The sequence below is a fragment of the Streptomyces sp. NPDC050315 genome (assembly GCF_040655775.1).
In the GTDB taxonomy this organism is placed as follows: Bacteria; Actinomycetota; Actinomycetes; order Streptomycetales; family Streptomycetaceae; genus Streptomyces.
Genome location: NZ_JBFAKN010000002.1, coordinates 114,258 through 135,110, shown reverse-complemented (window position 1 = coordinate 135,110; position 20,853 = coordinate 114,258). Strand labels below are relative to the sequence as shown.

Sequence of the window (20,853 nt, the reverse complement as noted above, 5' to 3'; positions counted from 1 at the left end):
CGAGCCGCCGCAGAACGCGGCACCGAGCCGCCGAGGGACGCGGCACCGAGCCGTACTACGCGGCACCGAGCCGCACACGCGGCACCAGCAGCAGACCGACACAACGAAGTGGAGGCGCCGTATGCGCGCTGTCGTGGTCACCGAGCCGGGCCGAGCCGCCCCGGCCGACGTGCCGGATCCCCGGCCGGAACCCGGCGAGGTCGTCGTCAGCGTCTCCTCGTGCGGGCTGTGCGGGACGGACATGCACATCCTCGGCGGCGAGCTGCCGCCCGTGACGTACCCGGTGATCCCCGGGCACGAGCTGACGGGCGAGGTGATCGCGGTGGGCGAGGGCGTCGCCGCGCCGAACGTCGGCGACCGGGTCGCCGTGGACCCCAACATGCCGTGCGGCGCCTGTCATTACTGCCGGATCGGCCGCGGCAACCTCTGCGAGGACTACCGCGCGATCGGCGTCACGCAGGCCGGCGGCTTCGCCGAGCGGGTCGCCGTGCCGGCCCGCTGCTGTTATGTGCTCCCCGAGTCGTTCTCCGAGGCCGCGGCCGGGCTGATAGAGCCGCTGTCCTGCGCGGTGCACGGGCTGAACCGGCTGCCGCGCCGCCCCGGCGAGCACTACCTGATCTACGGCGCGGGCACGATGGGCCTGATGATGGCCGCGCTTGTACGGACCGCGGGCGCCGCCTCCGTATCGGTGGTGGACCTGAACGAGGAGCGGCTGGAGTTCGCCGAGTCGTTCGGCCTGGACGCGGCCGTGACCAGCGCGGACAAGCTCGCGCGGGGCAAGGGACCGGGCTTCGAGGTGGTCGTGGACGCGACCGGCGCGATCCCCGCCATCGAGGACGGGCTCGGCAGGGTCCGCAAGGGCGGCACGTTCCTGCAGTTCGGGGTGAGCGACCCGGCCCGTAAGGCCGCGTTCTCGCCGTACCTCGTCTACAACAGCGAGATCGACATCATCGGGTCGATGGCCGTGCACAACAGCTTCCAGCCCGCCATCGACGTACTCGCCTCCGGGCTCGACCTGGACCCGCTGGTCAGCGACGTCTTCGGGCTGGAGGACTTCGACGAGGCCGTCGGGCGCTTCAAGGCCGGTACCGGCCGCAAGATCCACATCGCGCCGAACCAGGTGAGGAAGGCATGACGGGCATGTCCACGAGCACCGCGCCCGCGCCCGCCGGTGCCGCGCGCTTCAAGAACGCGCTGATCTGGGTCTTCGGCGCCCTCGGCGGCATCCTCTGGGGCTACGACACGGGCGTCATCTCCGGCGCGCTGCTCTACATCAAGCGGGACATCCCGATGAGCCCGCTACTGGAGGGCATGGTCGTCTCCGGGCTGCTGGTCGGCGCGATGCTGGGCGCCGGCCTGTCCGGGCGGCTGTCGGACTCCTGGGGCCGCCGCCGGCTGATCCTCGCCGCCTCCGGGGTCTTCATCCTCGGCACGCTCGGCGCGGCGCTCTCCATGGACGTGTGGGCGCTGATCGTCTTCCGCTTCGTCCTCGGCATCGGCGTCGGCATCGCGTCCGTCGTCGTCCCGCTGTACCTGACCGAGCTCGCACCCAAGCATGTGCGCGGCGGGCTGGCCTCGCTGATGCAGCTGCTGGTCACGGTCGGCATCTTCCTCGCGTACGTCACCGACTACCTCTTCCACGACTCCGGCGCCTGGCGCTGGATGATCGGGCTCGGCGTGGTCCCGGCCGCGGTGCTGGCGGTCGGCATCATCACGCAGCCGGAGAGCCCGCGCTGGCTGGTCGGCAAGGGGCGCGGCGACGAGGCGCGGCGGGTGCTGTTCCAACTGCGCGGCGAGGGCGAGGCGGCCCGCGCCGAACTGGCCGAGATCGAGGAGACCGTACGGACCGAGCGCGAGCAGACCGAGGACCTGACCTTCCGGCATCTGCTGTCGCCGAAGCTGCGGCCGGTCTTCGTGGTCGGGATGCTGCTGGTGTTCTTCCAGAACTTCGTCGGCATCAACACGATCATCTACTACGCGCCCCGGCTGCTGACCAACGTCGGCTTCGGGGACAGCGGCGCGATCATCGCCACCATGGGGGTCGGCGCGCTGAACATGCTGATGACGCTGCCCGCCATGCGGCTGATCGACCGCAAGGGGCGCAAGCCGCTGCTCCTGTGGGGCGCGCTGGGCATGTGCGTGGCGATGGTGGTGCTGGCCGTCACCAACCTGAGCGGGCTGGGGTACGGCGCGCTGCTGTCCACCCTCACGCTCCTCGGGATCGGGCTCTACATCGCGTCGTTCGCCGTCTCCTGGGGGCCGGTGCAGTGGGTGATGCTGCCCGAGCTGTTCCCGATGCGGCTGCGCGCGGCGGCGGTCGGTCTGTGCGTGATCTTCAACTGGCTGTTCAACATGGCGGTCGCGCTGGCGTTCCCCTCGCTCCTGGACACCTTCGGGGCAGGCGCCAACTTCCTCTTCTTTGCGGTGATGACCTTCCTCGCCTTCGTGTTCGTGCGGAAGCTGCTCCCGGAGACGAAGGGGCGCAGCCTGGAGGAGATCGAACAGGACCTGCTCCGGGGTACCGCGGACCCGGTCGGGGCCGCGGATTCCGCCCCGGTATCGTCGGGCAGCGCCACCCCCTGAGAGCAGGAGTAAAGACCATGAGCGAGCCCCTCCACCGCCGTACCGTGCTGCGAGGGGCCGCGCTCGCGGGGATCGCGTGCGTCGGCGCCGCCGCGTGCTCCACGGACGGCTCGGGGTCGGGCTCGGTCCCGAAGGCGCCCACCCAGGAGACGGAGCTGGGCGCGGCCGACGCGGTACCGGTGGGCGGCGCCAAGCTCTACCCCGAGCAGAAGCTGGTCGTCTCGCAGCCCGCCAAGGGCGAGTTCAAGTGCTTCAGCTCGGTGTGCACGCATGCGGGCTCGGTCCTGAACAAGCTCGACAAAGAAGTGGCGACCTGCCCGCTGCACGGCAGCCGGTTCGACGTGGCCACGGGGAAGCCCGTGCAGGGACCGGCGACCGTGCCGCTGGAGGAGGTCCCGGTCAAGGTCAAGGGCGGCAAGCTGATCGCGGGCTGAGCCCTTCGGGGGCCCTCGTCCGCACGCCCCGAAGGGCAGCGCCGCATCACCCCCAGTCCCACTCGATCCCGAGCAGTCCGGGCCGTACCGACTGGTCCACCAGGTGGACGGCGCGGTGCTGCCCGCTCAGCGTCAGCTCCTGGCGGGCGGTGCGCGGCGCGGTCGTCGACGCCTGGGCGAAGCGGCCGCAGCGCACAGGAAGCGCCGCCTCGTCGAAGCGCACCTGAAGGACGTACTGCCCGCCGGGGAAGGGGAAGCCGCGGAAGTACTCGCTGCTCTCGCCCGCGGTGCCATCGCGGAACCCGTAGGAGAAGACGTACGTGTCGCCGGCCCGCAGCCGGGTGTCGAAGAGCAGCTCGGCGACCAGCAGCGGCGCTTCGGGGACGTGCCGCACGCGGCCCAGCCGGCAGTTCTCCGTCGCCCTGACCGTCATCCGCGCCGGGTCGGCGCCCTCGTCGCCGCAGTGGATGGCGAGGTACCGGTCGACGCCGTCCCGGTGCGCGCGCACCACCTGCTGCGACTCGCGGTCCAGCAGCTCGCGGCGGGCCCCTATGAGGACCCGCTCGGACTGCCCCACGGTGTGCAGCCCGCCGTCCGTAGGGGCGCCCAGGTCGGCGAGGAGCTTCCGTACGACGTCGGAGTCCTCGGTCAGGGTGCGGTACGAACGGCCCGTAGGGCGCTCGATGTCCGGGTACACCGGGGTCTGCGACTCCAGCAGCCTGGTGAGCGCGCCGGCCGGCAGCTCCAGTACCTCTTCCAGCGCGGTCACCGCGCGCAGCGACTCGGGGCGCTGCGGGCGGCGGGCGCCCTGCTGCCAGTAACTGAGGCTGGTGACGCCGACCTTGATGCCGCGCTGCGCGAGCTTGTACTGCACGCGGTGCAGGGCGAGGCCGCGTTCGGCCAGCGCAGCGCGCAGCGCCAGGTGGAACGGGCCGGTGCGCAGCACCTGCGCCAGCCCGGCCGATGCGGCGGTGTCCTGTGCCATTGCCAACCCTCCGGTGCGCGGGGTGAACGTTCACAACCGGAGTCAACACATCCCGCCGGCGCGGTCCGTTCCTCGCAGATCGCCGGGCAGGGGACGTTCACATCAGGGCCCGTCCGTCCACACCCCTGCGTCACCCCGCATTGAAGCGTGTTGACCTGCCCCGGACAACACCCGATGCTCCTCAGCATCATCCGGATGCGTTCCTCTCCCTCTTCCCACCCCCCTCGGGAGGACCGCCATGCACCGAACGTCCCGCCGCACACGCCAGTCCCCTCCCCGTGCCACGCGCCGCAGCTGGCCCCTGATCGCGGCCGTCGCCGCCGTCCTCACCGGCATCCCCGCCGCGACGGCGACGGCCGCCCCCGACACCGCGCTCGCGAGCAAGAAGCTGAACATCACCATGCAGGCCCAGCAGTACAGCAACTGGTGCTGGGCGGCCTCCGGCAACACCATCGCCACCTGGTTCGGCCGCAACTACAGCCAGAACCAGTTCTGCAACGCCTCCTTCGGGCGTCAGCAGGGCACCACCTGCCCCAACAACCAGGCCACGCTCGGCGATGTGCAGAACGGCCTGGACTGGGCCGGCATCAACCCCGGCAGCTACGTCAGCGGCTACCTCAACTACAGCACCGTACAGAGCGAGATCAACGCCAACAGGCCCGTGGAGACCCGCATCCAGTGGTCCTCCGGGGGCGGCCACATGCACGTCCTGTACGGCTTCGACACCGCGAACAACTGGGTGTACTGGGGCGACCCCTGGCCCGACAACCACCGCTACAACTGGGGCGATTACCGGTACTACGTCAACGGCAGCGAGTTCTCCTGGACGCACTCCCTCTACCGGATCGGAGCCTGAGGCGATGACGTACCGGAACATGCAGCGGGGCGCCCTCACCGCGGCGCTGACCACCGCGCTCGCCGCCCTCGCCCCGCAGGCCGCGTCGGCCGCCGACACCCCCGCGCCGCCCAGGGCGCCGGCCGCGGCGAGCGTGGCCGCCGCCCACGAAGCGGCGAGCGCCCCCGGCACCCTCAAGACCCTCGCCCGCTTCTTCGCCCGCGACGGCAAGGTGGGCGTGAAGGCCGCGGCGCCGCGCATCGAGGGCGCTACCGTGCCCGTATACGGGCTGTCGCCGGACTTCGTACGGGGCCGCTCCGGCGCCCCGGTCGCGAAGCTGGACTTCCTCGCCAGTAAGGCCGTCTCCGTGGACGGCCAGGAGGCGTCGGTGTGGACCGTACGGACGGCGGGCGCGGACACCTGGAAGGTGGTGAACATCGCCACCGGCGCCGACGAGACGGCGTACGCGGCGAAGGCGGAGGCGACGGGCGGCACGCTCTTCCGCGAGCCGCAGATCGACGCCTGGTACGTCCAGCGCGGCGACCGCGTGCTGCCGCTGGACGCGGACGCGAAGCGGGCGGTCGGCGCGTCCGGGGCCACCGTCGCCGCGTATCAGAAGCGGGTGCACGCGGCGTACGGGGACAAGCTGCCCGGCTCGGCTTACGACCGGCGGGGCGAGGCGGGCGGTTACGGGGAGCGTGCGGCGTCCGGGCCCGCCGTACGGAAGGACGCGCCGGAGCCGGTCTCGGCCGCCGCGGCCCCGGACGACAGCGGTCCGCTGGTCGCCGTGCTGACCGCGCTCGGCACCCTCGCCGCGCTGGCACTCGGCGGCACGGTCATGGGGCGCAAGCTGCGGCGGCGCTGAGTCGAGGCTGCCTCCCCCACCCCCTTACCCTCCCCCACCCCCTTACCCTCCCCCGCCCCCAGCTCTCCTCCCCCCTTAGGGGGGAGAGCGGGGGTGGGGGCGGGGGGCGAGAGCTCGGGCCAACGCTCGCGGGCCGGCAGCGCGGACCGGCGCCGGGTTGTCAGTGGTCACCAGTAGGGTGGCGGACATGGCAGACCCCAGCAGCTATCGACCCAAGCCGGGACAGATCCCCGACTCGCCGGGGGTCTATAAGTTCCGTGACGAGCACCGGCGGGTGATCTACGTAGGCAAGGCCAAGAGCCTGCGTCAGCGCCTGTCGAGCTACTTCCAGGACCTGGCGAATCTCCACCCGCGCACGCGCACGATGGTCACCACCGCCGCGTCCGTGGAGTGGACCGTCGTCTCCACCGAGGTCGAGGCGCTCCAGCTGGAGTACACCTGGATCAAGGAGTTCGACCCGCGGTTCAACGTCAAGTACCGCGACGACAAGAGCTATCCGTATCTGGCCGTCACGCTCAACGAGGAGTTCCCGCGGGTCCAGGTCATGCGCGGCGCCAAGAAGAAGGGCGTGCGGTACTTCGGTCCGTACGGCCATGCCTGGGCGATCCGCGAGACCGTCGACCTGATGCTGCGGGTCTTCCCCGTACGGACGTGCTCCGCGGGCGTCTTCAAGCGGTCGGCCCAGATCGGCCGCCCCTGCCTCCTCGGGTACATCGGCAAGTGCTCGGCCCCCTGCGTCGAGCGGGTCTCGGCCGAGGAGCACCGCGAACTGGCCGAGGAGTTCTGCGACTTCATGGCCGGGCGCACGGGCGCGTACATCCGCCGCCTGGAGCGGCTGATGACGGAGGCCGCCGAGGAGATGGAGTACGAGCGGGCCGCCCGGCTGCGTGACGACATAGAGGCGCTGAAGCGGGCCATGGAGAAGAGCGCCGTGGTGCTCGCCGACGCCACCGACGCCGACCTCATCGCGCTCGCCGAGGACGAGCTGGAAGCCGCCGTCCAGATCTTCCACGTGCGCGGCGGCCGGGTGCGCGGCCAGCGCGGCTGGGTCACCGACAAGGTCGAGAACGTCGACACCGCGGCCCTCGTGGAGCACGCCCTGCAGCAGCTGTACGGCGAGGAGCGCGGCGACGCCGTGCCCAAGGAGGTCCTGGTACCGGCGCTGCCCGACCCCGTCGAGCCGATCCAGCAGTGGCTGGCGGAGCGCCGCGGGTCGAACGTCTCGCTGCGCATCCCGCAGCGCGGCGACAAGAAGGACCTGATGGCCACGGTCCAGCGCAATGCCCAGCAGGCGCTGGCCCTGCACAAGACCAAGCGCGCCTCGGACCTGACCACCCGCTCCCGGGCGCTGGAGGAGATCGCCGAGGCGTTGGAGCTGGACTCGGTGCCGCTGCGCATCGAGTGCTTCGACATTTCGCATCTGCAGGGCGACGACGTGGTGGCGTCGATGGTCGTCTTCGAGGACGGGCTGGCGCGGAAGAGCGAGTACAGACGCTTCCAGATCAAGAGCTTCGCGGGCCAGGACGACGTCCGGTCGATGCACGAAGTGATCTCCCGCCGCTTCAAGCGGTACCTCGCGGAGAAGCAGAAGACCGGCGAGTGGGAGGAGGAGACCGGGCCGGACGCCGCGGACCTGGTCTCCGGGGGCGTGCCGGGCCCCGCGGACCTCTCCGGGGCCGCGCCGGGCCCGAAGGACGAGGAGGGCCGCCCGAAGCGGTTCGCGTACCCGCCGCAGCTGGTCGTCGTGGACGGCGGCCGGCCGCAGGTCGCCGCGGCGCAGCGGGCCCTGGAGGAGCTGGGCATCGAGGACGTCGCGGTCTGCGGACTGGCCAAGCGCCTGGAGGAGGTCTGGGTCCCCGGTGAGGAGGACCCGGTCGTGCTGCCCCGGACGAGCGAGGGCCTGTACATCCTGCAGCGCGTCCGTGACGAGGCACACCGCTTCGCCATCGCCTACCAGCGCAACAAGCGGGGCAAGCGGCTCACGGCAAGCCCTCTGGACACGGTGCCGGGGCTCGGCGAGAGTCGCCGCCAGGCCCTCCTGAAGCACTTCGGTTCCCTGAAGAAACTCAAGGGGGCCACGATCGAGGAGATCTGCGAGGTGCCCGGCGTCGGGCGCAAGACCGCCGAGACCGTCGCGGCGACCCTGGCCCAGGCCGCTCCGGCCGCCCCGGCGGTCAACACCGCCACCGGAGAGATCATTGATGATGAGGAGGCACCGCAGGCCGCGTTGCCTTCGGAACAGGGACAGGAACGATGAGCGACAGCAGCCCCGAGCAGCAGACCGGCAGAGACGGCGCGCAGGCGAGTGCGGAGCCGATCCGTGACGACCAGGACCGCAGCCCCGCGATCCCCGAGTTGGTGATCATCTCCGGGATGTCGGGCGCGGGGCGGAGCACGGCCGCGAAGTGCCTGGAGGACCTCGGCTGGTTCGTGGTCGACAACATCCCGCCCGAGCTCATTCCTCCGATGGTCGACCTCGGCGCCCGCTCGCAGGGCAATGTCGCCCGTATCGCGGTGGTCGTCGACGTCCGCGGCCGGCGCTTCTTCGACAACCTCAAGGAGTCCCTGGCCGCGCTGGACGCCGCGCAGGTCAAGCGCCGGATCGTCTTCCTGGAGTCCTCCGACGAGGCGCTGGTCCGCCGCTTCGAGTCGGTCCGCCGCCCGCATCCGCTGCAGGGCGACGGCCGCATCGTCGACGGCATCGCCGCCGAGCGCGACCTGCTGCGCGAGCTGCGCGGCGACGCCGACCTGGTGATCGACACCTCCAGCCTGAACGTCCACGAGCTGCGCGCCAAGATGGACGCCCAGTTCGCCGGCGAGGAGGTCCCGGAGCTGCGCGCGACGGTGATGTCCTTCGGCTTCAAGTACGGCCTGCCGGTCGACGCCGACCTCGTGGTGGACTGCCGCTTCATCCCGAACCCGCACTGGGTCCCGGAGCTGCGGCCGTACACGGGCCTGAACGAAGAGGTGTCGAACTACGTCTTCAGCCAGCCCGGGTCCAAGGAGTTCCTGGACGGCTACGCCGAGCTGCTGCGCATCGTCGCCGAGGGGTACCGCCGCGAGGGCAAGCGGTACGTGACGATCGCGGTCGGCTGCACGGGCGGCAAGCACCGCAGCGTCGCCATGTCGGAGAAGCTCGCCCGCCGGCTGGTCTCCGAAGGAGTCGAGACGGTCGTCGTCCACCGGGACATGGGGCGCGAGTGACCAGCCGTACGCCCCGGATGCGCCGCGTGAGCCGGCTCGTACGGGGCAGCACGCAGAAGGGCGCGACCCCGAAGGTCGTCGCCCTCGGCGGTGGCATGGGCCTGTCCGCCTCGCTCGCCGCGCTGCGCCGCATCACGCGCGATCTGACCGCCGTGGTCACCGTCGCCGACGACGGCGGCTCCAGCGGCCGGCTCCGCGACGAGCTGGGCGTGCTGCCGCCGGGCGATCTGCGCAAGGCCCTGGCGGCGCTGTGCGGTGACGACGACTGGGGCCAGACCTGGGCCCGGGTTATCCAGCACCGTTTCATCAGCGGCGGCGAGCTGCACGACCACGCGGTGGGCAATCTCCTGATCGTCGCCCTGTGGGAACAGCTGGGCGATCACGTCCAGGCGCTGGACCTGGTCGGCAAGCTGCTGGGCGCGCACGGCCGGGTGCTCCCGATGTCCGCCGTACCGCTGGAGCTGCAGGCCCTGGTCAAGGGCCATCACGAGGACCGCCCGGACGAGGTCTCCACCGTCCGCGGCCAGGCCACGGTCGCGCTCACCCGGGGCGAGGTGCAGTCCGTGCACGTCGTCCCGGAGGCCCCGCCGGCCGTCCCGGAGGCCGTCGAGGCGGTCCGGGACGCCGACTGGGTGGTGCTCGGCCCCGGCTCCTGGTTCTCCTCCGTGATCCCGCATCTCCTGGTGCCGCAGCTGCGCGAGGCGCTGGAGGAGACCAAGGCCCGTAAGGTTCTCTCGTTGAACCTCGCACCCCAGCCGGGGGAGACGGACGGGTTTTCCCCGCAGCGTCATTTGGAGGTTTTGGCCCGACACGCCCCTAAACTCGCCTTCGACGTGGTGCTGGCCGATCAGGACGCCGTGCCCGACCGGGAGTCTCTGACCGGAGCGGCCAAGGAGCTGTTCGGCAGCGCGGTCGAGCTGGCGGCTGTGGCCGCGCAAGGCAGCGCTCACCAGGGGAAACCCGGTGGCGGTTCCGCCCGGCACGATCCGGAGCTGCTGGCTGCCGCGTACGACCGTATTTTTCGGATGCATGGAAGGATCGGCCCATGGCGATGACGGCAGCGGTGAAGGATGAAATCTCCCGGCTCCCCGTCACCCGGACCTGCTGCCGGAAGTCGGAGGTCTCGTCGATCCTGCGGTTCGCCGGCGGGTTGCACCTGGTCAGCGGGCGCATCGTGATCGAGGCGGAGCTGGACACGGGCATCGCGGCCCGGCGGCTCCGCAAGGACATCCTGGAGATCTTCGGGCACTCCTCGGACCTGGTGGTGATGGCGCCCGGCGGACTGCGGCGCGGCAGCCGGTACGTCGTCCGTGTCGTGGCGGGCGGCGATCAGCTCGCGCGCCAGACCGGCCTGGTCGACGGCCGCGGCCGCCCCATCCGGGGCCTGCCCCCGCAGGTGGTCTCGGGGGCCACCTGTGACGCGGAGGCCGCCTGGCGCGGCGCGTTCCTGGCGCACGGCTCGCTCACCGAGCCCGGCCGCTCCTCCTCCCTGGAGGTGACCTGCCCGGGCCCCGAGGCGGCGCTCGCGCTGGTCGGCGCGGCCCGCCGGCTCGGCATCGCGGCCAAGGCCCGCGAGGTGCGCGGCGTGGACCGGGTGGTGGTCCGTGACGGTGACGCGATCGGCGCGCTGTTGACGCGACTCGGCGCTCATGAGTCGGTGCTGGCCTGGGAGGAGCGCAGAATGCGCCGCGAGGTGCGGGCCACGGCCAACCGCCTCGCGAACTTCGACGACGCCAACCTCCGCCGCTCGGCGCGGGCCGCGGTCGCCGCGGGGGCCCGTGTGCAGCGCGCGCTGGAGATCCTCGGCGAGGAGGTGCCGGAGCACCTCGCGGCGGCCGGCCGGCTGCGCATGGAGCACAAGCAGGCGTCCCTGGAGGAGCTCGGCGCGCTCGCCGACCCGCCGCTGACGAAGGACGCGGTCGCGGGCCGCATCCGCCGACTCCTCGCGATGGCCGACAAGCGCGCACAGGACCTCGGCATTCCGGGTACGGAATCCAACCTCGCCGACGACCTCGCGGAGGGCATGGTCGGCTGAACCGGATCGCTACTTGTCAGTACGCGCCCCCGGCACCCGCACTGGGTGCCGGGGGCGCGTGCGTACTGATGAGGGGCCGTTTACGCAAGGGCGTCAGAGGGGCTCAAGGGCGCTCACTTGAGCAGATGGAGAGCCCCATGTCAATGTCACGTACGTCTCGTACAGGGGGTAGGGTCGGAGGCGGTCGGGGACATCCCATACAGCTCGGCGGTGCACAAACCGCCGTACCAACGAGGAGATCGGTTTCGTGACGATCCGCGTAGGCATCAACGGCTTTGGCCGCATCGGTCGCAACTACTTCCGCGCGCTGCTTGAGCAGGGTGCGGACATCGAGATCGTGGCTGTCAACGACCTGGGTGACACCGCGACCACCGCCCACCTGCTCAAGTACGACACCATCCTGGGTCGTCTGAAGCAGGACGTGTCGCACACCGCCGACACCATCACCGTCGGCGAGCGCACCATCAAGGTGCTCTCCGAGCGCAACCCCGCCGACATCCCGTGGGGCGAGCTGGGCGTCGACATCGTGATCGAGTCGACCGGCATCTTCACCAAGCGCGAGGACGCCGCCAAGCACCTCGCCGGTGGCGCGAAGAAGGTCCTCATCTCGGCTCCGGCCAAGGACGAGGACATCACCATCGTGATGGGTGTCAACCAGGACAAGTACGAGGCCGACAAGCACGACGTCATCTCGAACGCCTCCTGCACCACCAACTGTGTGGCGCCGATGGCCAAGGTTCTCGACGAGAACTTCGGCATCGTCAAGGGCATGATGACCACGGTCCACGCGTACACCAACGACCAGCGCATCCTGGACTTCCCGCACAAGGACCTGCGCCGCGCCCGCGCCGCCGCGGAGAACATCATCCCGACCTCCACCGGTGCCGCCAAGGCCACCGCGCTGGTCCTCCCGCAGCTCAAGGGCAAGCTGGACGGCATCGCGATGCGCGTGCCCGTGCCCACCGGCTCGGTCACCGACCTCGTCCTGGAGCTGGACCGCGAGGTCACCGCCGACGAGATCAACGCCGCCTTCCAGAAGGCCGCCGAGGGTCAGCTCAAGGGCTACCTGGAGTTCACCGAGGACCCGATCGTCTCCTCGGACATCGTGAACACCCCGGCCTCCTGCACCTTCGACTCCGGCCTCACCATGGCCCAGGGCAAGCAGGTCAAGGTCGTCGGCTGGTACGACAACGAGTGGGGCTACTCGAACCGCCTGGTCGACCTGACCGTCTTCGTCGGCGGCCAGCTCTGACAAGATCAGTGAACCGGTGAGGACGGGGCTCGTACGACGTGATGACGCGTCGTACGGGCCCCGTCCCATGACTGACTTTCCGAACGGAGCCACGGAGTCACCATGAAGACGATCGACGACCTTCAGGTAGCGGGGAAGCGGGTCTTCGTCCGCGCCGACCTGAACGTGCCGCTGGACGGCACCACCATCACCGACGACGGCCGCATCCGCGCCGTGCAGCCGACCATCGCCAAGCTCGCCGCCGCGGGCGCCCGCGTGGTCGTCGCCTCGCACCTGGGCCGCCCCAAGGGCGCCCCGGACCCGGCCTTCTCGCTCGCCCCCGCGGCCGAGCGGCTGGGCGAACTGCTCGGCCAGGACGTCGCGTTCGCCACCGACACGGTCGGCGAGTCCGCGCGGGCGACCGTGGCGGGCCTCGCCGACGGCCAGGTGGCCGTCCTGGAGAACCTCCGCTTCAACGCGGGCGAGACCAGCAAGGACGACGCCGAGCGCGGCGCGTTCGCGGACCAGCTGGCGCAGCTGGCCGACCTGTACGTCGGCGACGGCTTCGGCGCCGTGCACCGCAAGCACGCCTCGGTGTACGACCTGCCGGCCCGCCTCCCGCACGCCGCCGGCGACCTGATCGCCGCCGAGGTCACGGTCCTGAAGAAGCTCACCGAGGACGTCAAGCGCCCGTACGCAGTCGTGCTCGGCGGCGCCAAGGTCTCCGACAAGCTCGGCGTCATCGACCACCTCCTGGAGAAGGCCGACCGCATCCTGATCGGCGGCGGCATGGCGTACACCTTCCTCAAGGCCAAGGGCCACGAGGTCGGCAAGTCGCTGCTGCAGGAGGACCAGGTCCCGGCCGTCCTGGAGTACCTGGCGCGCGCCGAGAAGAAGGGCGTGGAGTTCGTCCTGCCCGTCGACGTCATGGTCTCGGCCGACTTCCCCGACCTGAAGACCAAGGCCCCGGCGAACCCCGGTACGGTCGCCGCGGACGCGATCCCGGCCGACCAGGAGGGCCTGGACATCGGCCCGAAGACCCGGGAGCTGTACGCCGCCAAGCTCAAGGACGCGGCCACCATCTTCTGGAACGGTCCGATGGGTGTCTTCGAGCACCCGGACTACGCGAACGGCACCAAGGCCGTCGCGCAGGGCCTGCTCGACTCGGAAGCCTTCACCGTCGTCGGCGGCGGCGACTCGGCCGCTGCCGTACGCCTGCTCGGTTTCGACGAGAATGCTTTCGGCCACATCTCGACCGGTGGCGGCGCCAGCCTCGAATACCTCGAAGGCAAGACGCTCCCCGGCCTCGCCGCTCTGGAGGACTGAACAAACGTGAGTAGCCGTACCCCGCTGATGGCGGGCAACTGGAAGATGAACCTCAACCACCTCGAGGCCATCGCCCACGTCCAGAAGCTCGCCTTCGCGCTCACCGACAAGGACTACGAGGCCGTCGAGGTCGCGGTCCTGCCGCCCTTCACCGACATCCGTTCGGTGCAGACCCTGGTCGACGGCGACAAGCTGAAGATCAAGTACGGCGCCCAGGACATCTCGGCGCACGACTCCGGTGCCTTCACCGGTGAGGTCTCCGGCCCGATGCTCGCCAAGCTGAAGTGCGCGTACGTGGCCATCGGCCACAGCGAGCGCCGCCAGTACCACGGCGAGGACGAGGCCGTCTGCAACGCCAAGGTCAAGGCCGCCTTCAAGCACGGCATCACGCCGATCCTGTGCGTCGGTGAGGGCCTGGACGTCCGCAAGGCGGGCAACCAGGTCCAGCACACCCTCGCCCAGGTGGACGGCGCGCTGGAGGGCGTCCCGGCCGAGCAGGCCGAGACCATCGTGATCGCGTACGAGCCGGTGTGGGCCATCGGCACCGGCGAGGTCGCCACCCCGGAGGACGCGCAGGAGGTCTGCGGTGCGATCCGCGGCCGCCTCGCGGAGCTGTACAGCCAGGAGCTCGCCGACAAGGTGCGCATCCAGTACGGCGGCTCGGTGAAGTCCGGGAACGTCGGGGCGATCATGGCGCAGCCGGACGTCGACGGCGCGCTGATCGGCGGCGCCGCGCTGGACGCCGACGAGTTCGTCAAGATCGTTCGATTCCGCGACCAGTAGCGGTCACGCTGCGCTCCGTACCACCGTGAGCAGCAGCTATGACGACGGGCCCGGCCCGTCGTAGGCTGTCGGGGCCGGGTCCTGGTGTCACACGACACCGCCCCGGCCCCACAGCGTCAGATCCGCCTGTTCTTCCGTCCGCCAGTCCTCAGAGAGTTGGTCCACCAGTGGTCATGGGATTCTCGATCGCCCTCATCGTCTTCAGCGTGCTGCTGATGATGCTGGTGCTCATGCACAAGGGGAAGGGCGGCGGCCTGTCCGACATGTTCGGTGGCGGCATGCAGTCCTCGGTCGGCGGTTCCTCCGTCGCCGAGCGGAACCTCGACCGCATCACCATCGTCGTCGGCCTGCTCTGGTTCGCCTGCATCGTCGTCCTCGGCATCCTGATGAAGCTGGACAGCTGACGACTGAAGCCGGACAGCTGACGACGCCGGTCTGTCACTCAAGAGCTGACACTCTGTCGGGGACGCGGCTTATCATGAGTGCGGCGTCCTTCCGTGGCCGGGTAACTCCTGTCACTGGACGCGCGTTGGGCCTTACGTAGACTGGGCGCCCGCAGCGGAGGCTCCCATCGAGGCTTCGCAGCACCATGACGCAGGGAGTTACGACCGTGGCAAGTGGCAACGCGATCCGAGGAAGTCGGGTCGGGGCGGGGCCGATGGGGGAGGCCGAGCGGGGCGAGTCCGCGCCGCGCATCCGCATCTCCTTCTGGTGCTCCAACGGGCACGAGACGCAGCCCAGCTTCGCCGGCGACGCGCAGATTCCTGACACCTGGGACTGCCCGCGCTGTGGCTTCCCCGCAGGCAAGGACCGGGACAACCCGCCGGACCCGCCGCGCACCGAGCCGTACAAGACGCACCTGGCGTACGTACGGGAGCGCCGCACGGACGCGGACGGCGAGGCGATTCTCGCGGAGGCGCTCGCCAAGCTCCGCGGCGAGATCTGAGGACGACCGACGCATCGGCAGACGTGTACACCGGCCCGGCCGGAGGGTTTCGGCCTTCCTGCCGGGCCGCTCGCGTTCCGCTGTTCGAGTGGCCTCGCAGGTGAATGCGGTACGGACACCCGCGCGTCAGCCGTTCGACGGCGGGCGGACATCTCATCTCGTCGCCTGATCAATTAGGTTGGGGGATGGCGGGGCCGATACGAGACCAAAGAAGGCTGATGTCCGAGATGAACGCAGATGGCCGCAGCAGGCTCGACCAGACGTCCGAGTGGGCGGCCCTGGGGAAGCACCGCGAACAGCTCGCGAGCACACATCTGCGAGAGCTGTTCGAGCAGGACCCGGGCCGTGCGGAGCGGTACACGCTCCAGGTCGGCGACCTGCACCTGGACTACTCCAAGCACCTGGTGACCGACGAGACGCTGCGGCTGCTGCGCGAGCTGGCCGCCGCGACGAAGGTCACCGAGCTGCGGGACGCCATGTTCCGCGGCGAGAAGATCAATATCACCGAGAACCGCGCGGTGCTGCACACCGCGCTGCGCGCGCCCGGCTCGGCCGACATCGAGGTCGACGGCGAGAACGTCGTCCCGGCCGTGCAGCACGTCCTCACCAAGATGTCCACGTTCGCCGACCGGGTCCGCCACGGCGACTGGAAGGGCCACACCGGCAAGCGCATCAAGACCGTCGTCAACGTCGGCATCGGCGGCTCGGACCTGGGACCGGCGATGGCGTACGAGGCGCTGCGCGCGTACTCCGACCGCGACCTGCAGTTCCGGTTCGTCTCCAACGTCGACGGCGCCGACCTGCACGAGGCCGTGCGCGACCTGGACCCGGCCGAGACGCTCTTCATCATCGCCTCGAAGACGTTCACCACCATCGAGACGATCACCAACGCGAAGTCGGCCCGGGACTGGCTGCTGGCCGGCCTGGGCGCCGGTGAAGAGGCCGTGGCCAAGCACTTCGTGGCGCTGTCCACCAACGCCGAGAAGGTCGCCGAGTTCGGCATCGACACGTCCAACATGTTCGAGTTCTGGGACTGGGTCGGCGGCCGTTACTCGTACGACTCCGCCATCGGCCTGTCGCTGATGATCGCGATCGGCCCGGAGCACTTCCGCGAGATGCTGGCCGGCTTCCACCTGATCGACGAGCACTTCCGCTGCGCGCCCCTGGAGGAGAACGCGCCGCTGCTGCTCGGCCTGCTCGGCGTCTGGTACGGCAACTTCTGGGACGCGCAGTCGCACGCGGTCCTGCCGTACAGCCACTACCTCTCCAAGTTCACCGCGTACCTCCAGCAGCTGGACATGGAGTCCAACGGCAAGTACGTGGGCCGGGACGGCCAGGAGGTGTCCTGGCAGACCGGTCCGGTGGTCTGGGGCACGCCCGGCACGAACGGCCAGCACGCGTACTACCAGCTGCTGCACCAGGGCACGAAGATGATCCCGGTGGACTTCCTCGGCTTCGCGCAGCCGGTCGAGGACCTGCAGCCCGGTCTGGTCGCCCAGCACGACCTGCTGATGGCCAACCTCTTCGCGCAGGGCCAGGCGCTGGCCTTCGGCAAGACGCCGGAGCAGGTGCGGGCCGAGGGCGTGCCCGAGGAGCTGGTGACGCACAAGACGTTCCAGGGCAACCGCCCCTCCACGACCATCCTGGCCAAGGAGCTCAGCCCGTCCGTGCTGGGCCAGCTGATCGCTCTCTACGAGCACAAGGTGTTCGTCCAGGGCGCGATCTGGAACATCGACTCCTTCGACCAGTGGGGCGTGGAGCTCGGCAAGGTCCTCGCCAAGCGCGTGGAGCCCGCACTGACCGAGGGGGCCGCGGTCGAGGGCCTGGACGCCTCGACGAAGTCGCTGGTCGCCACGTACCGCCAGATGCGGGGGCGCTGACAGCGATGCACGAAGACGCGCTCTTGAGCTTTCTGAACCTGCTGACCCCGGAGAACCGCGAGTGGCTGGTGGCCCAGCCCGCGGCCAAGCAGCAGGAGGTGGCCGCCCGGCACCTCGAAGTGGAGCAGGGCGACAAGGAGGCCGCTCTCGGCCCGTACAACACCCTCGACGAGGACGTCGACGGCGTCGCGGTGGGCGACCTCCAGGACCCGGCACGGCTGGCCAACGCCATGGTGCGGCAGGAGCGGGAGCGCGCTTCGTGAGCCGCTGAGCCGCTGAGCGGCCGCGTCCGGTCCCGGACACGGCGACGGCCCGGCTCCCACGGTGAATCCACCGTGGGAGCCGGGCCGTTCGTCGTGCGGCTGCCGCTGTCCCTCAGGCCGAGGCCGGCGGGTACAGGTCCCGCGGCAGCTGGGAGGCGGCCGCCTCGTCCAGCAGCCAGAGCGTACGGCTGCGGCCGTACGCACCCGCCGCGGGCGTCTGTATCTCGCCCGCGCCGGAGAGGGCCATCGCGGCCGCGTTCGCCTTGTCCTCGCCCGCCGCGAGCAGCCAGACCTCCCGCGCCGCGCGGATGGCGGGCAGGGTCAGCGAGATCCGGGTGGGCGGCGGCTTGGGTGCGCCGTGCACGCCGACCACCGTCCGCTCGGTCTCCCGCGTCGCCGGGTGCTCGGGGAAGAGCGAGGCGACGTGGGTGTCCGGGCCGACGCCCAGCAGGAGGACGTCGAAGGACGGGACGGGCCCGTGGTCCTCCGGTCCCGCGGCGGCCGCCAGGGCGGCGGCGTACGCCTCCGCCGCGGCGTCCGCGTCGTTGCCGTACCCGCCGTCGGACGGCGCCATCACATGGACCCGCGCCGGGTCCAGCGGGACGCTGTCCAGCAGCGCCTTGCGGGCCTGGGTGTGGTTGCGCTCCGGGTCGCCCTCGGGCAGGAACCGCTCGTCGCCCCACCACAGGTCCAGCCGCGACCAGTCCACCGCGTCCCGCGCGGGCGCCTCGGCGAGGGCCGCGAGCAGCCCGTTGCCGTTGCGGCCGCCGGTCAGGACGACGGACGCGGAGCCGCGCGCCGCCTGGGCGTCCACGATCTTCGTGATCAGCCGGGCCGCGGCGGCCTTGGCCATCAGCTCCTTGTCGCGGTGGACGACGACCTGCGGCGCGCTCACTTGGCGGCCGCCTTCTTCGCGGGCGCCTTCTTGGCTGCGGCCTTGCCCTTGGGGGCGTCCTCGGCGGACTGCGGCTCGGCCTCGGCCTCCTGCTCGGCGGCCTCGACGGTCTTCGCCGAGACGCCGGGCTGGGCGTCCTTGTACGAACCCAGCCGCTCCACGCCGTAGTTCAGCGCGGACGCGTAGGTGTCGTCCGGGTCGAGCCGGCGCAGCTCCTCGGCGAGCAGCTCGGCGGTCTCCCGCCGCTGCAGCGCCACCGCGCGGTCCGGCTGGCCGGTCATGCACAGCGTGGCCATCGCGCCGTCCGGGCGGTCCAGCACGATCGGGCCGTTCTTGGTCTCCATACGGACGGCCGTCAGGCCGGGGCCGGCGGAGAGCGTCCGCTCGACGGGGACGTGCAGCCGGTCCGCGAGCCACATGGCCAGCAGCTCGCAGCTGGGGTTGAACTCCTCGCCCTCGACCGTGACCGAGGTGACCTCGCTCGGCTGCTGGTCGAGCGCGGCGGCCAGCATCGAACGCCAGGGCGTGATGCGGGTCCAGGCCAGGTCGGTGTCGCCGGGGGTGTACGCCGCGGCGCGCGCGGTCAGTTCCCGGACCGGCTGCTCGGTGGCGTAGGTGTCGGTGACGCGGCGCTGGGCGAGCGACCCGAGCGGGTCGTTGGCCGGGTCGGTCGGGCCGCCGACGGGCCACCAGACCACCACGGGGGCGTCCGGCAGCAGCAGCGGCAGTACGACGGACTGGGCGTGGTTGATGGCCTCGCCGTGCAGCCGCAGGACGACCGTCTCGCCCGTACCTGCGTCCGCGCCGACCCGGACCTCGGCGTCGAGGCGCGGCTTGGCGCGGTCCCGCGGGGAGCGGCTGACGCGCTTGATGACGACCAGGGTGCGCGAGGGGTGCTCGCGCGAGGCGTTGTTGGCGGCCCTGACCGCGTCGTAGGCGTTCTCCTCGTCGGTGACGATGACGAGGGTGAGCACCATGCCGACGGCCGGTGTGCCGATGGCACGGCGGCCCTGGACCAGCGCCTTATTGATCTTGCTGGCCGTGGTTTCGGTGAGATCGATCTTCATGGCCGACGCCAGCTCCGTCCGTCTCGTGCGAGCATTTCGTCCGCCTCGACGGGGCCCCAGGTACCCGCCGGGTACTGCGCGGGCTTGCCGTGCTTGTCCCAGTACTGCTCGATCGGGTCGAGGATCTTCCAGGACAGCTCGACCTCCTCCGTGCGCGGGAAGAGGTTGGCGTCGCCGAGGAGGACGTCCAGGATCAGGCGCTCGTACGCCTCGGGGCTGGACTCCGTGAAGGACTCGCCGTACGCGAAGTCCATCGACACGTCCCGCACCTCCATCGAGGTACCCGGGACCTTCGAGCCGAACCGGACGGTTACGCCCTCGTCCGGCTGCACCCGGATGACCAGGGCGTTCTGCCCCAGCTCCTCGGTGGCCGTGTGGTCGAAGGGGGAGTGCGGGGCGCGCTGGAAGACGACCGCGATCTCGGTGACGCGGCGGCCCAGGCGCTTGCCGGTGCGCAGGTAGAAGGGCACGCCCGCCCAGCGGCGGTTGTCGATGCCCAGCTTGATCGCGGCGTAGGTGTCGGTCTTCGACTGGGGGTCGATGCCCTCTTCCTGGAGGTAGCCGACGGCCTTCTCGCCGCCCTGCCAGCCTTCCGCGTACTGCGCGCGCACCGTCTCCTTGCCCAGGTCCTTGGGCAGCCGGACGGCGCCGAGGACCTTGGCCTTCTCCGCGACCAGCGCGTCCGCGTCGAAGGAGGCGGGCTCCTCCATGGCGGTCAGCGCGAGCAGCTGGAGGAGGTGGTTCTGGATCACGTCACGCGCGGCGCCGATGCCGTCGTAGTAGCCGGCGCGGCCGCCGATGCCGATGTCCTCGGCCATCGTGATCTGTACGTGGTCCACGTAGGAGCGGTTCCACAGAGGCTCGAACATCGTGTTGGCGAAGCGCAGCGCCAGGATGTTCTGGACCGTCTCCTTGCCCAGGTAGTGGTCGATCCGGAAGACCGACTCGGGCGGGAAGACCTCGTGGACGACCTGGTTGAGCTCGCGGGCGCTCTCCAGGTCGTGGCCGAAGGGCTTCTCGATGACCGCGCGGCGCCAGGAGCCGTCCTTCTGGTCGGCGAGCCCGTGGTTCTTGAGCTGCTGGACGACCGTGGGGAAGAACTTGGGCGGCACGGACAGGTAGAAGGCGAAGTTGCCGCCGGTGCCCTGCGCCTTGTCCAGGTCCTGGATCGTGGACTTGAGCTGCTCGAAGGCCGCGTCGTCGTCGAAGTTGCCCTGGACGAAGCGCATGCCCTGGCTGAGCTGCTGCCAGACCTCCTCGCGGAAGGGGGTGCGCGAGTGTTCCTTGACCGCGTCGTGCACGACCTGGGCGAAGTCCTCGTTCTCCCAGTCGCGGCGGGCGAAGCCGATGAGCGAGAAGCCCGGCGGGAGGAGGCCGCGGTTGGCAAGGTCGTAAACGGCGGGCATCAGCTTTTTACGTGACAAATCGCCCGTGACGCCGAAGATGACGAGGCCCGACGGCCCCGCGATACGCGGGAGCCGTCGGTCCGCGGCGTCACGCAGCGGATTGCTGCTTGACAAG

General features: G+C 70.7%; 20 protein-coding genes. 16 read left to right on the top strand and 4 right to left on the bottom strand.

What is annotated here, in order from left to right; translation table 11 throughout:
- Positions 1 to 121 precede the first annotated feature (121 nt).
- The 3 genes from AB0I82_RS07670 to AB0I82_RS07660 are packed head-to-tail and all read left to right on the top strand — an operon-like array spanning position 122 to position 3,017.
- Positions 122 to 1,135 (top strand): zinc-dependent alcohol dehydrogenase family protein, encoded by a 1,014-nt coding sequence (locus tag AB0I82_RS07670; RefSeq protein ID WP_363256229.1) that lies wholly within the window; start codon positions 122 to 124, stop codon positions 1,133 to 1,135.
- A 5-nt stretch (positions 1,136 to 1,140) separates the two neighbouring features.
- Complete coding sequence (locus AB0I82_RS07665; protein WP_363256228.1) at positions 1,141 to 2,583, top strand: sugar porter family MFS transporter; 1,443 nt, start codon at positions 1,141 to 1,143, stop codon at positions 2,581 to 2,583.
- A gap of 17 nt (positions 2,584 to 2,600) precedes the next feature.
- Positions 2,601 to 3,017, top strand: coding sequence for a Rieske (2Fe-2S) protein (locus tag AB0I82_RS07660; RefSeq protein WP_363256226.1), 417 nt, complete (start codon positions 2,601 to 2,603; stop codon positions 3,015 to 3,017).
- Between the two features lie 46 nt (positions 3,018 to 3,063).
- Here AB0I82_RS07660 and AB0I82_RS07655 read toward each other — a convergent pair whose 3' ends face one another.
- Positions 3,064 to 4,002 (bottom strand): hypothetical protein, encoded by a 939-nt coding sequence (locus tag AB0I82_RS07655; RefSeq protein ID WP_363256225.1) that lies wholly within the window; start codon positions 4,000 to 4,002, stop codon positions 3,064 to 3,066.
- 238 nt (positions 4,003 to 4,240) lie between these two features.
- Between AB0I82_RS07655 and AB0I82_RS07650 the strand changes: the two genes are divergently transcribed.
- From AB0I82_RS07650 to AB0I82_RS07590, 13 genes are all read left to right on the top strand, one after another.
- Positions 4,241 to 4,858, top strand: coding sequence for a papain-like cysteine protease family protein (locus AB0I82_RS07650; RefSeq protein ID WP_363256224.1), 618 nt, complete (start codon positions 4,241 to 4,243; stop codon positions 4,856 to 4,858).
- 4 nt (positions 4,859 to 4,862) lie between these two features.
- On the top strand, positions 4,863 to 5,702 hold the full coding sequence (locus AB0I82_RS07645) for a hypothetical protein (protein ID WP_363256223.1): 840 nt from the start codon (positions 4,863 to 4,865) through the stop codon (positions 5,700 to 5,702).
- Positions 5,703 to 5,889: 187 nt separating this feature from the next.
- Complete coding sequence (gene uvrC, locus AB0I82_RS07640) at positions 5,890 to 7,959, top strand: excinuclease ABC subunit UvrC (protein WP_363256222.1); 2,070 nt, start codon at positions 5,890 to 5,892, stop codon at positions 7,957 to 7,959.
- A gap of 59 nt (positions 7,960 to 8,018) precedes the next feature.
- On the top strand, positions 8,019 to 8,906 hold the full coding sequence (gene rapZ, locus AB0I82_RS07635; RefSeq protein ID WP_030264439.1) for an RNase adapter RapZ: 888 nt from the start codon (positions 8,019 to 8,021) through the stop codon (positions 8,904 to 8,906).
- Entirely contained in the window at positions 8,903 to 9,961 is a 1,059-nt protein-coding gene (yvcK, locus tag AB0I82_RS07630; RefSeq protein ID WP_363256221.1) for a uridine diphosphate-N-acetylglucosamine-binding protein YvcK, read from the top strand. Before rapZ ends, yvcK begins: the two co-directional genes overlap by 4 nt.
- Entirely contained in the window at positions 9,952 to 10,941 is a 990-nt protein-coding gene (gene whiA / locus AB0I82_RS07625) for a DNA-binding protein WhiA (RefSeq protein WP_030264446.1), read from the top strand. The genes yvcK and whiA overlap by 10 nt, the downstream gene beginning before the upstream one ends.
- A 247-nt stretch (positions 10,942 to 11,188) precedes the next feature.
- On the top strand, positions 11,189 to 12,193 hold the full coding sequence (gene gap, locus AB0I82_RS07620; RefSeq protein WP_363256220.1) for a type I glyceraldehyde-3-phosphate dehydrogenase: 1,005 nt from the start codon (positions 11,189 to 11,191) through the stop codon (positions 12,191 to 12,193).
- Between the two features lie 102 nt (positions 12,194 to 12,295).
- A complete protein-coding gene (locus AB0I82_RS07615) occupies positions 12,296 to 13,498 on the top strand; it encodes a phosphoglycerate kinase (RefSeq protein WP_363256219.1) in 1,203 nt (400 codons plus the stop codon).
- Positions 13,499 to 13,504: 6 nt separating this feature from the next.
- Entirely contained in the window at positions 13,505 to 14,281 is a 777-nt protein-coding gene (gene tpiA / locus AB0I82_RS07610; RefSeq protein WP_363256218.1) for a triose-phosphate isomerase, read from the top strand.
- Positions 14,282 to 14,454: 173 nt separating this feature from the next.
- Entirely contained in the window at positions 14,455 to 14,685 is a 231-nt protein-coding gene (secG, locus tag AB0I82_RS07605) for a preprotein translocase subunit SecG (RefSeq protein ID WP_363256217.1), read from the top strand.
- A 206-nt stretch (positions 14,686 to 14,891) separates the two neighbouring features.
- Positions 14,892 to 15,227, top strand: coding sequence for an RNA polymerase-binding protein RbpA (locus AB0I82_RS07600; protein ID WP_078600932.1), 336 nt, complete (start codon positions 14,892 to 14,894; stop codon positions 15,225 to 15,227).
- Between the two features lie 227 nt (positions 15,228 to 15,454).
- Entirely contained in the window at positions 15,455 to 17,107 is a 1,653-nt protein-coding gene (gene pgi, locus AB0I82_RS07595; protein WP_363256890.1) for a glucose-6-phosphate isomerase, read from the top strand.
- Positions 17,108 to 17,130: 23 nt separating this feature from the next.
- Positions 17,131 to 17,370, top strand: coding sequence for a hypothetical protein (locus AB0I82_RS07590; protein ID WP_363256216.1), 240 nt, complete (start codon positions 17,131 to 17,133; stop codon positions 17,368 to 17,370).
- Between the two features lie 112 nt (positions 17,371 to 17,482).
- Here AB0I82_RS07590 and pgl read toward each other — a convergent pair whose 3' ends face one another.
- From pgl to zwf, 3 genes are read right to left on the bottom strand one after another with little or no spacing between them, the layout of a single operon-like run.
- Positions 17,483 to 18,265, bottom strand: a complete 783-nt coding sequence (gene pgl / locus AB0I82_RS07585) for a 6-phosphogluconolactonase (protein ID WP_363256215.1) — start codon at positions 18,263 to 18,265, stop codon at positions 17,483 to 17,485.
- Positions 18,262 to 19,332 carry a glucose-6-phosphate dehydrogenase assembly protein OpcA gene (opcA, locus tag AB0I82_RS07580; RefSeq protein WP_363256214.1) on the bottom strand — a complete coding sequence of 357 codons (1,071 nt, stop codon included), beginning with the start codon at positions 19,330 to 19,332 and terminating at the stop codon, positions 18,262 to 18,264. Before opcA ends, pgl begins: the two co-directional genes overlap by 4 nt.
- A complete protein-coding gene (gene zwf / locus AB0I82_RS07575; protein WP_363256213.1) occupies positions 19,329 to 20,852 on the bottom strand; it encodes a glucose-6-phosphate dehydrogenase in 1,524 nt (507 codons plus the stop codon). The genes opcA and zwf overlap by 4 nt, the downstream gene beginning before the upstream one ends.
- Between the last annotated feature and the right edge of the window lies 1 nt (position 20,853).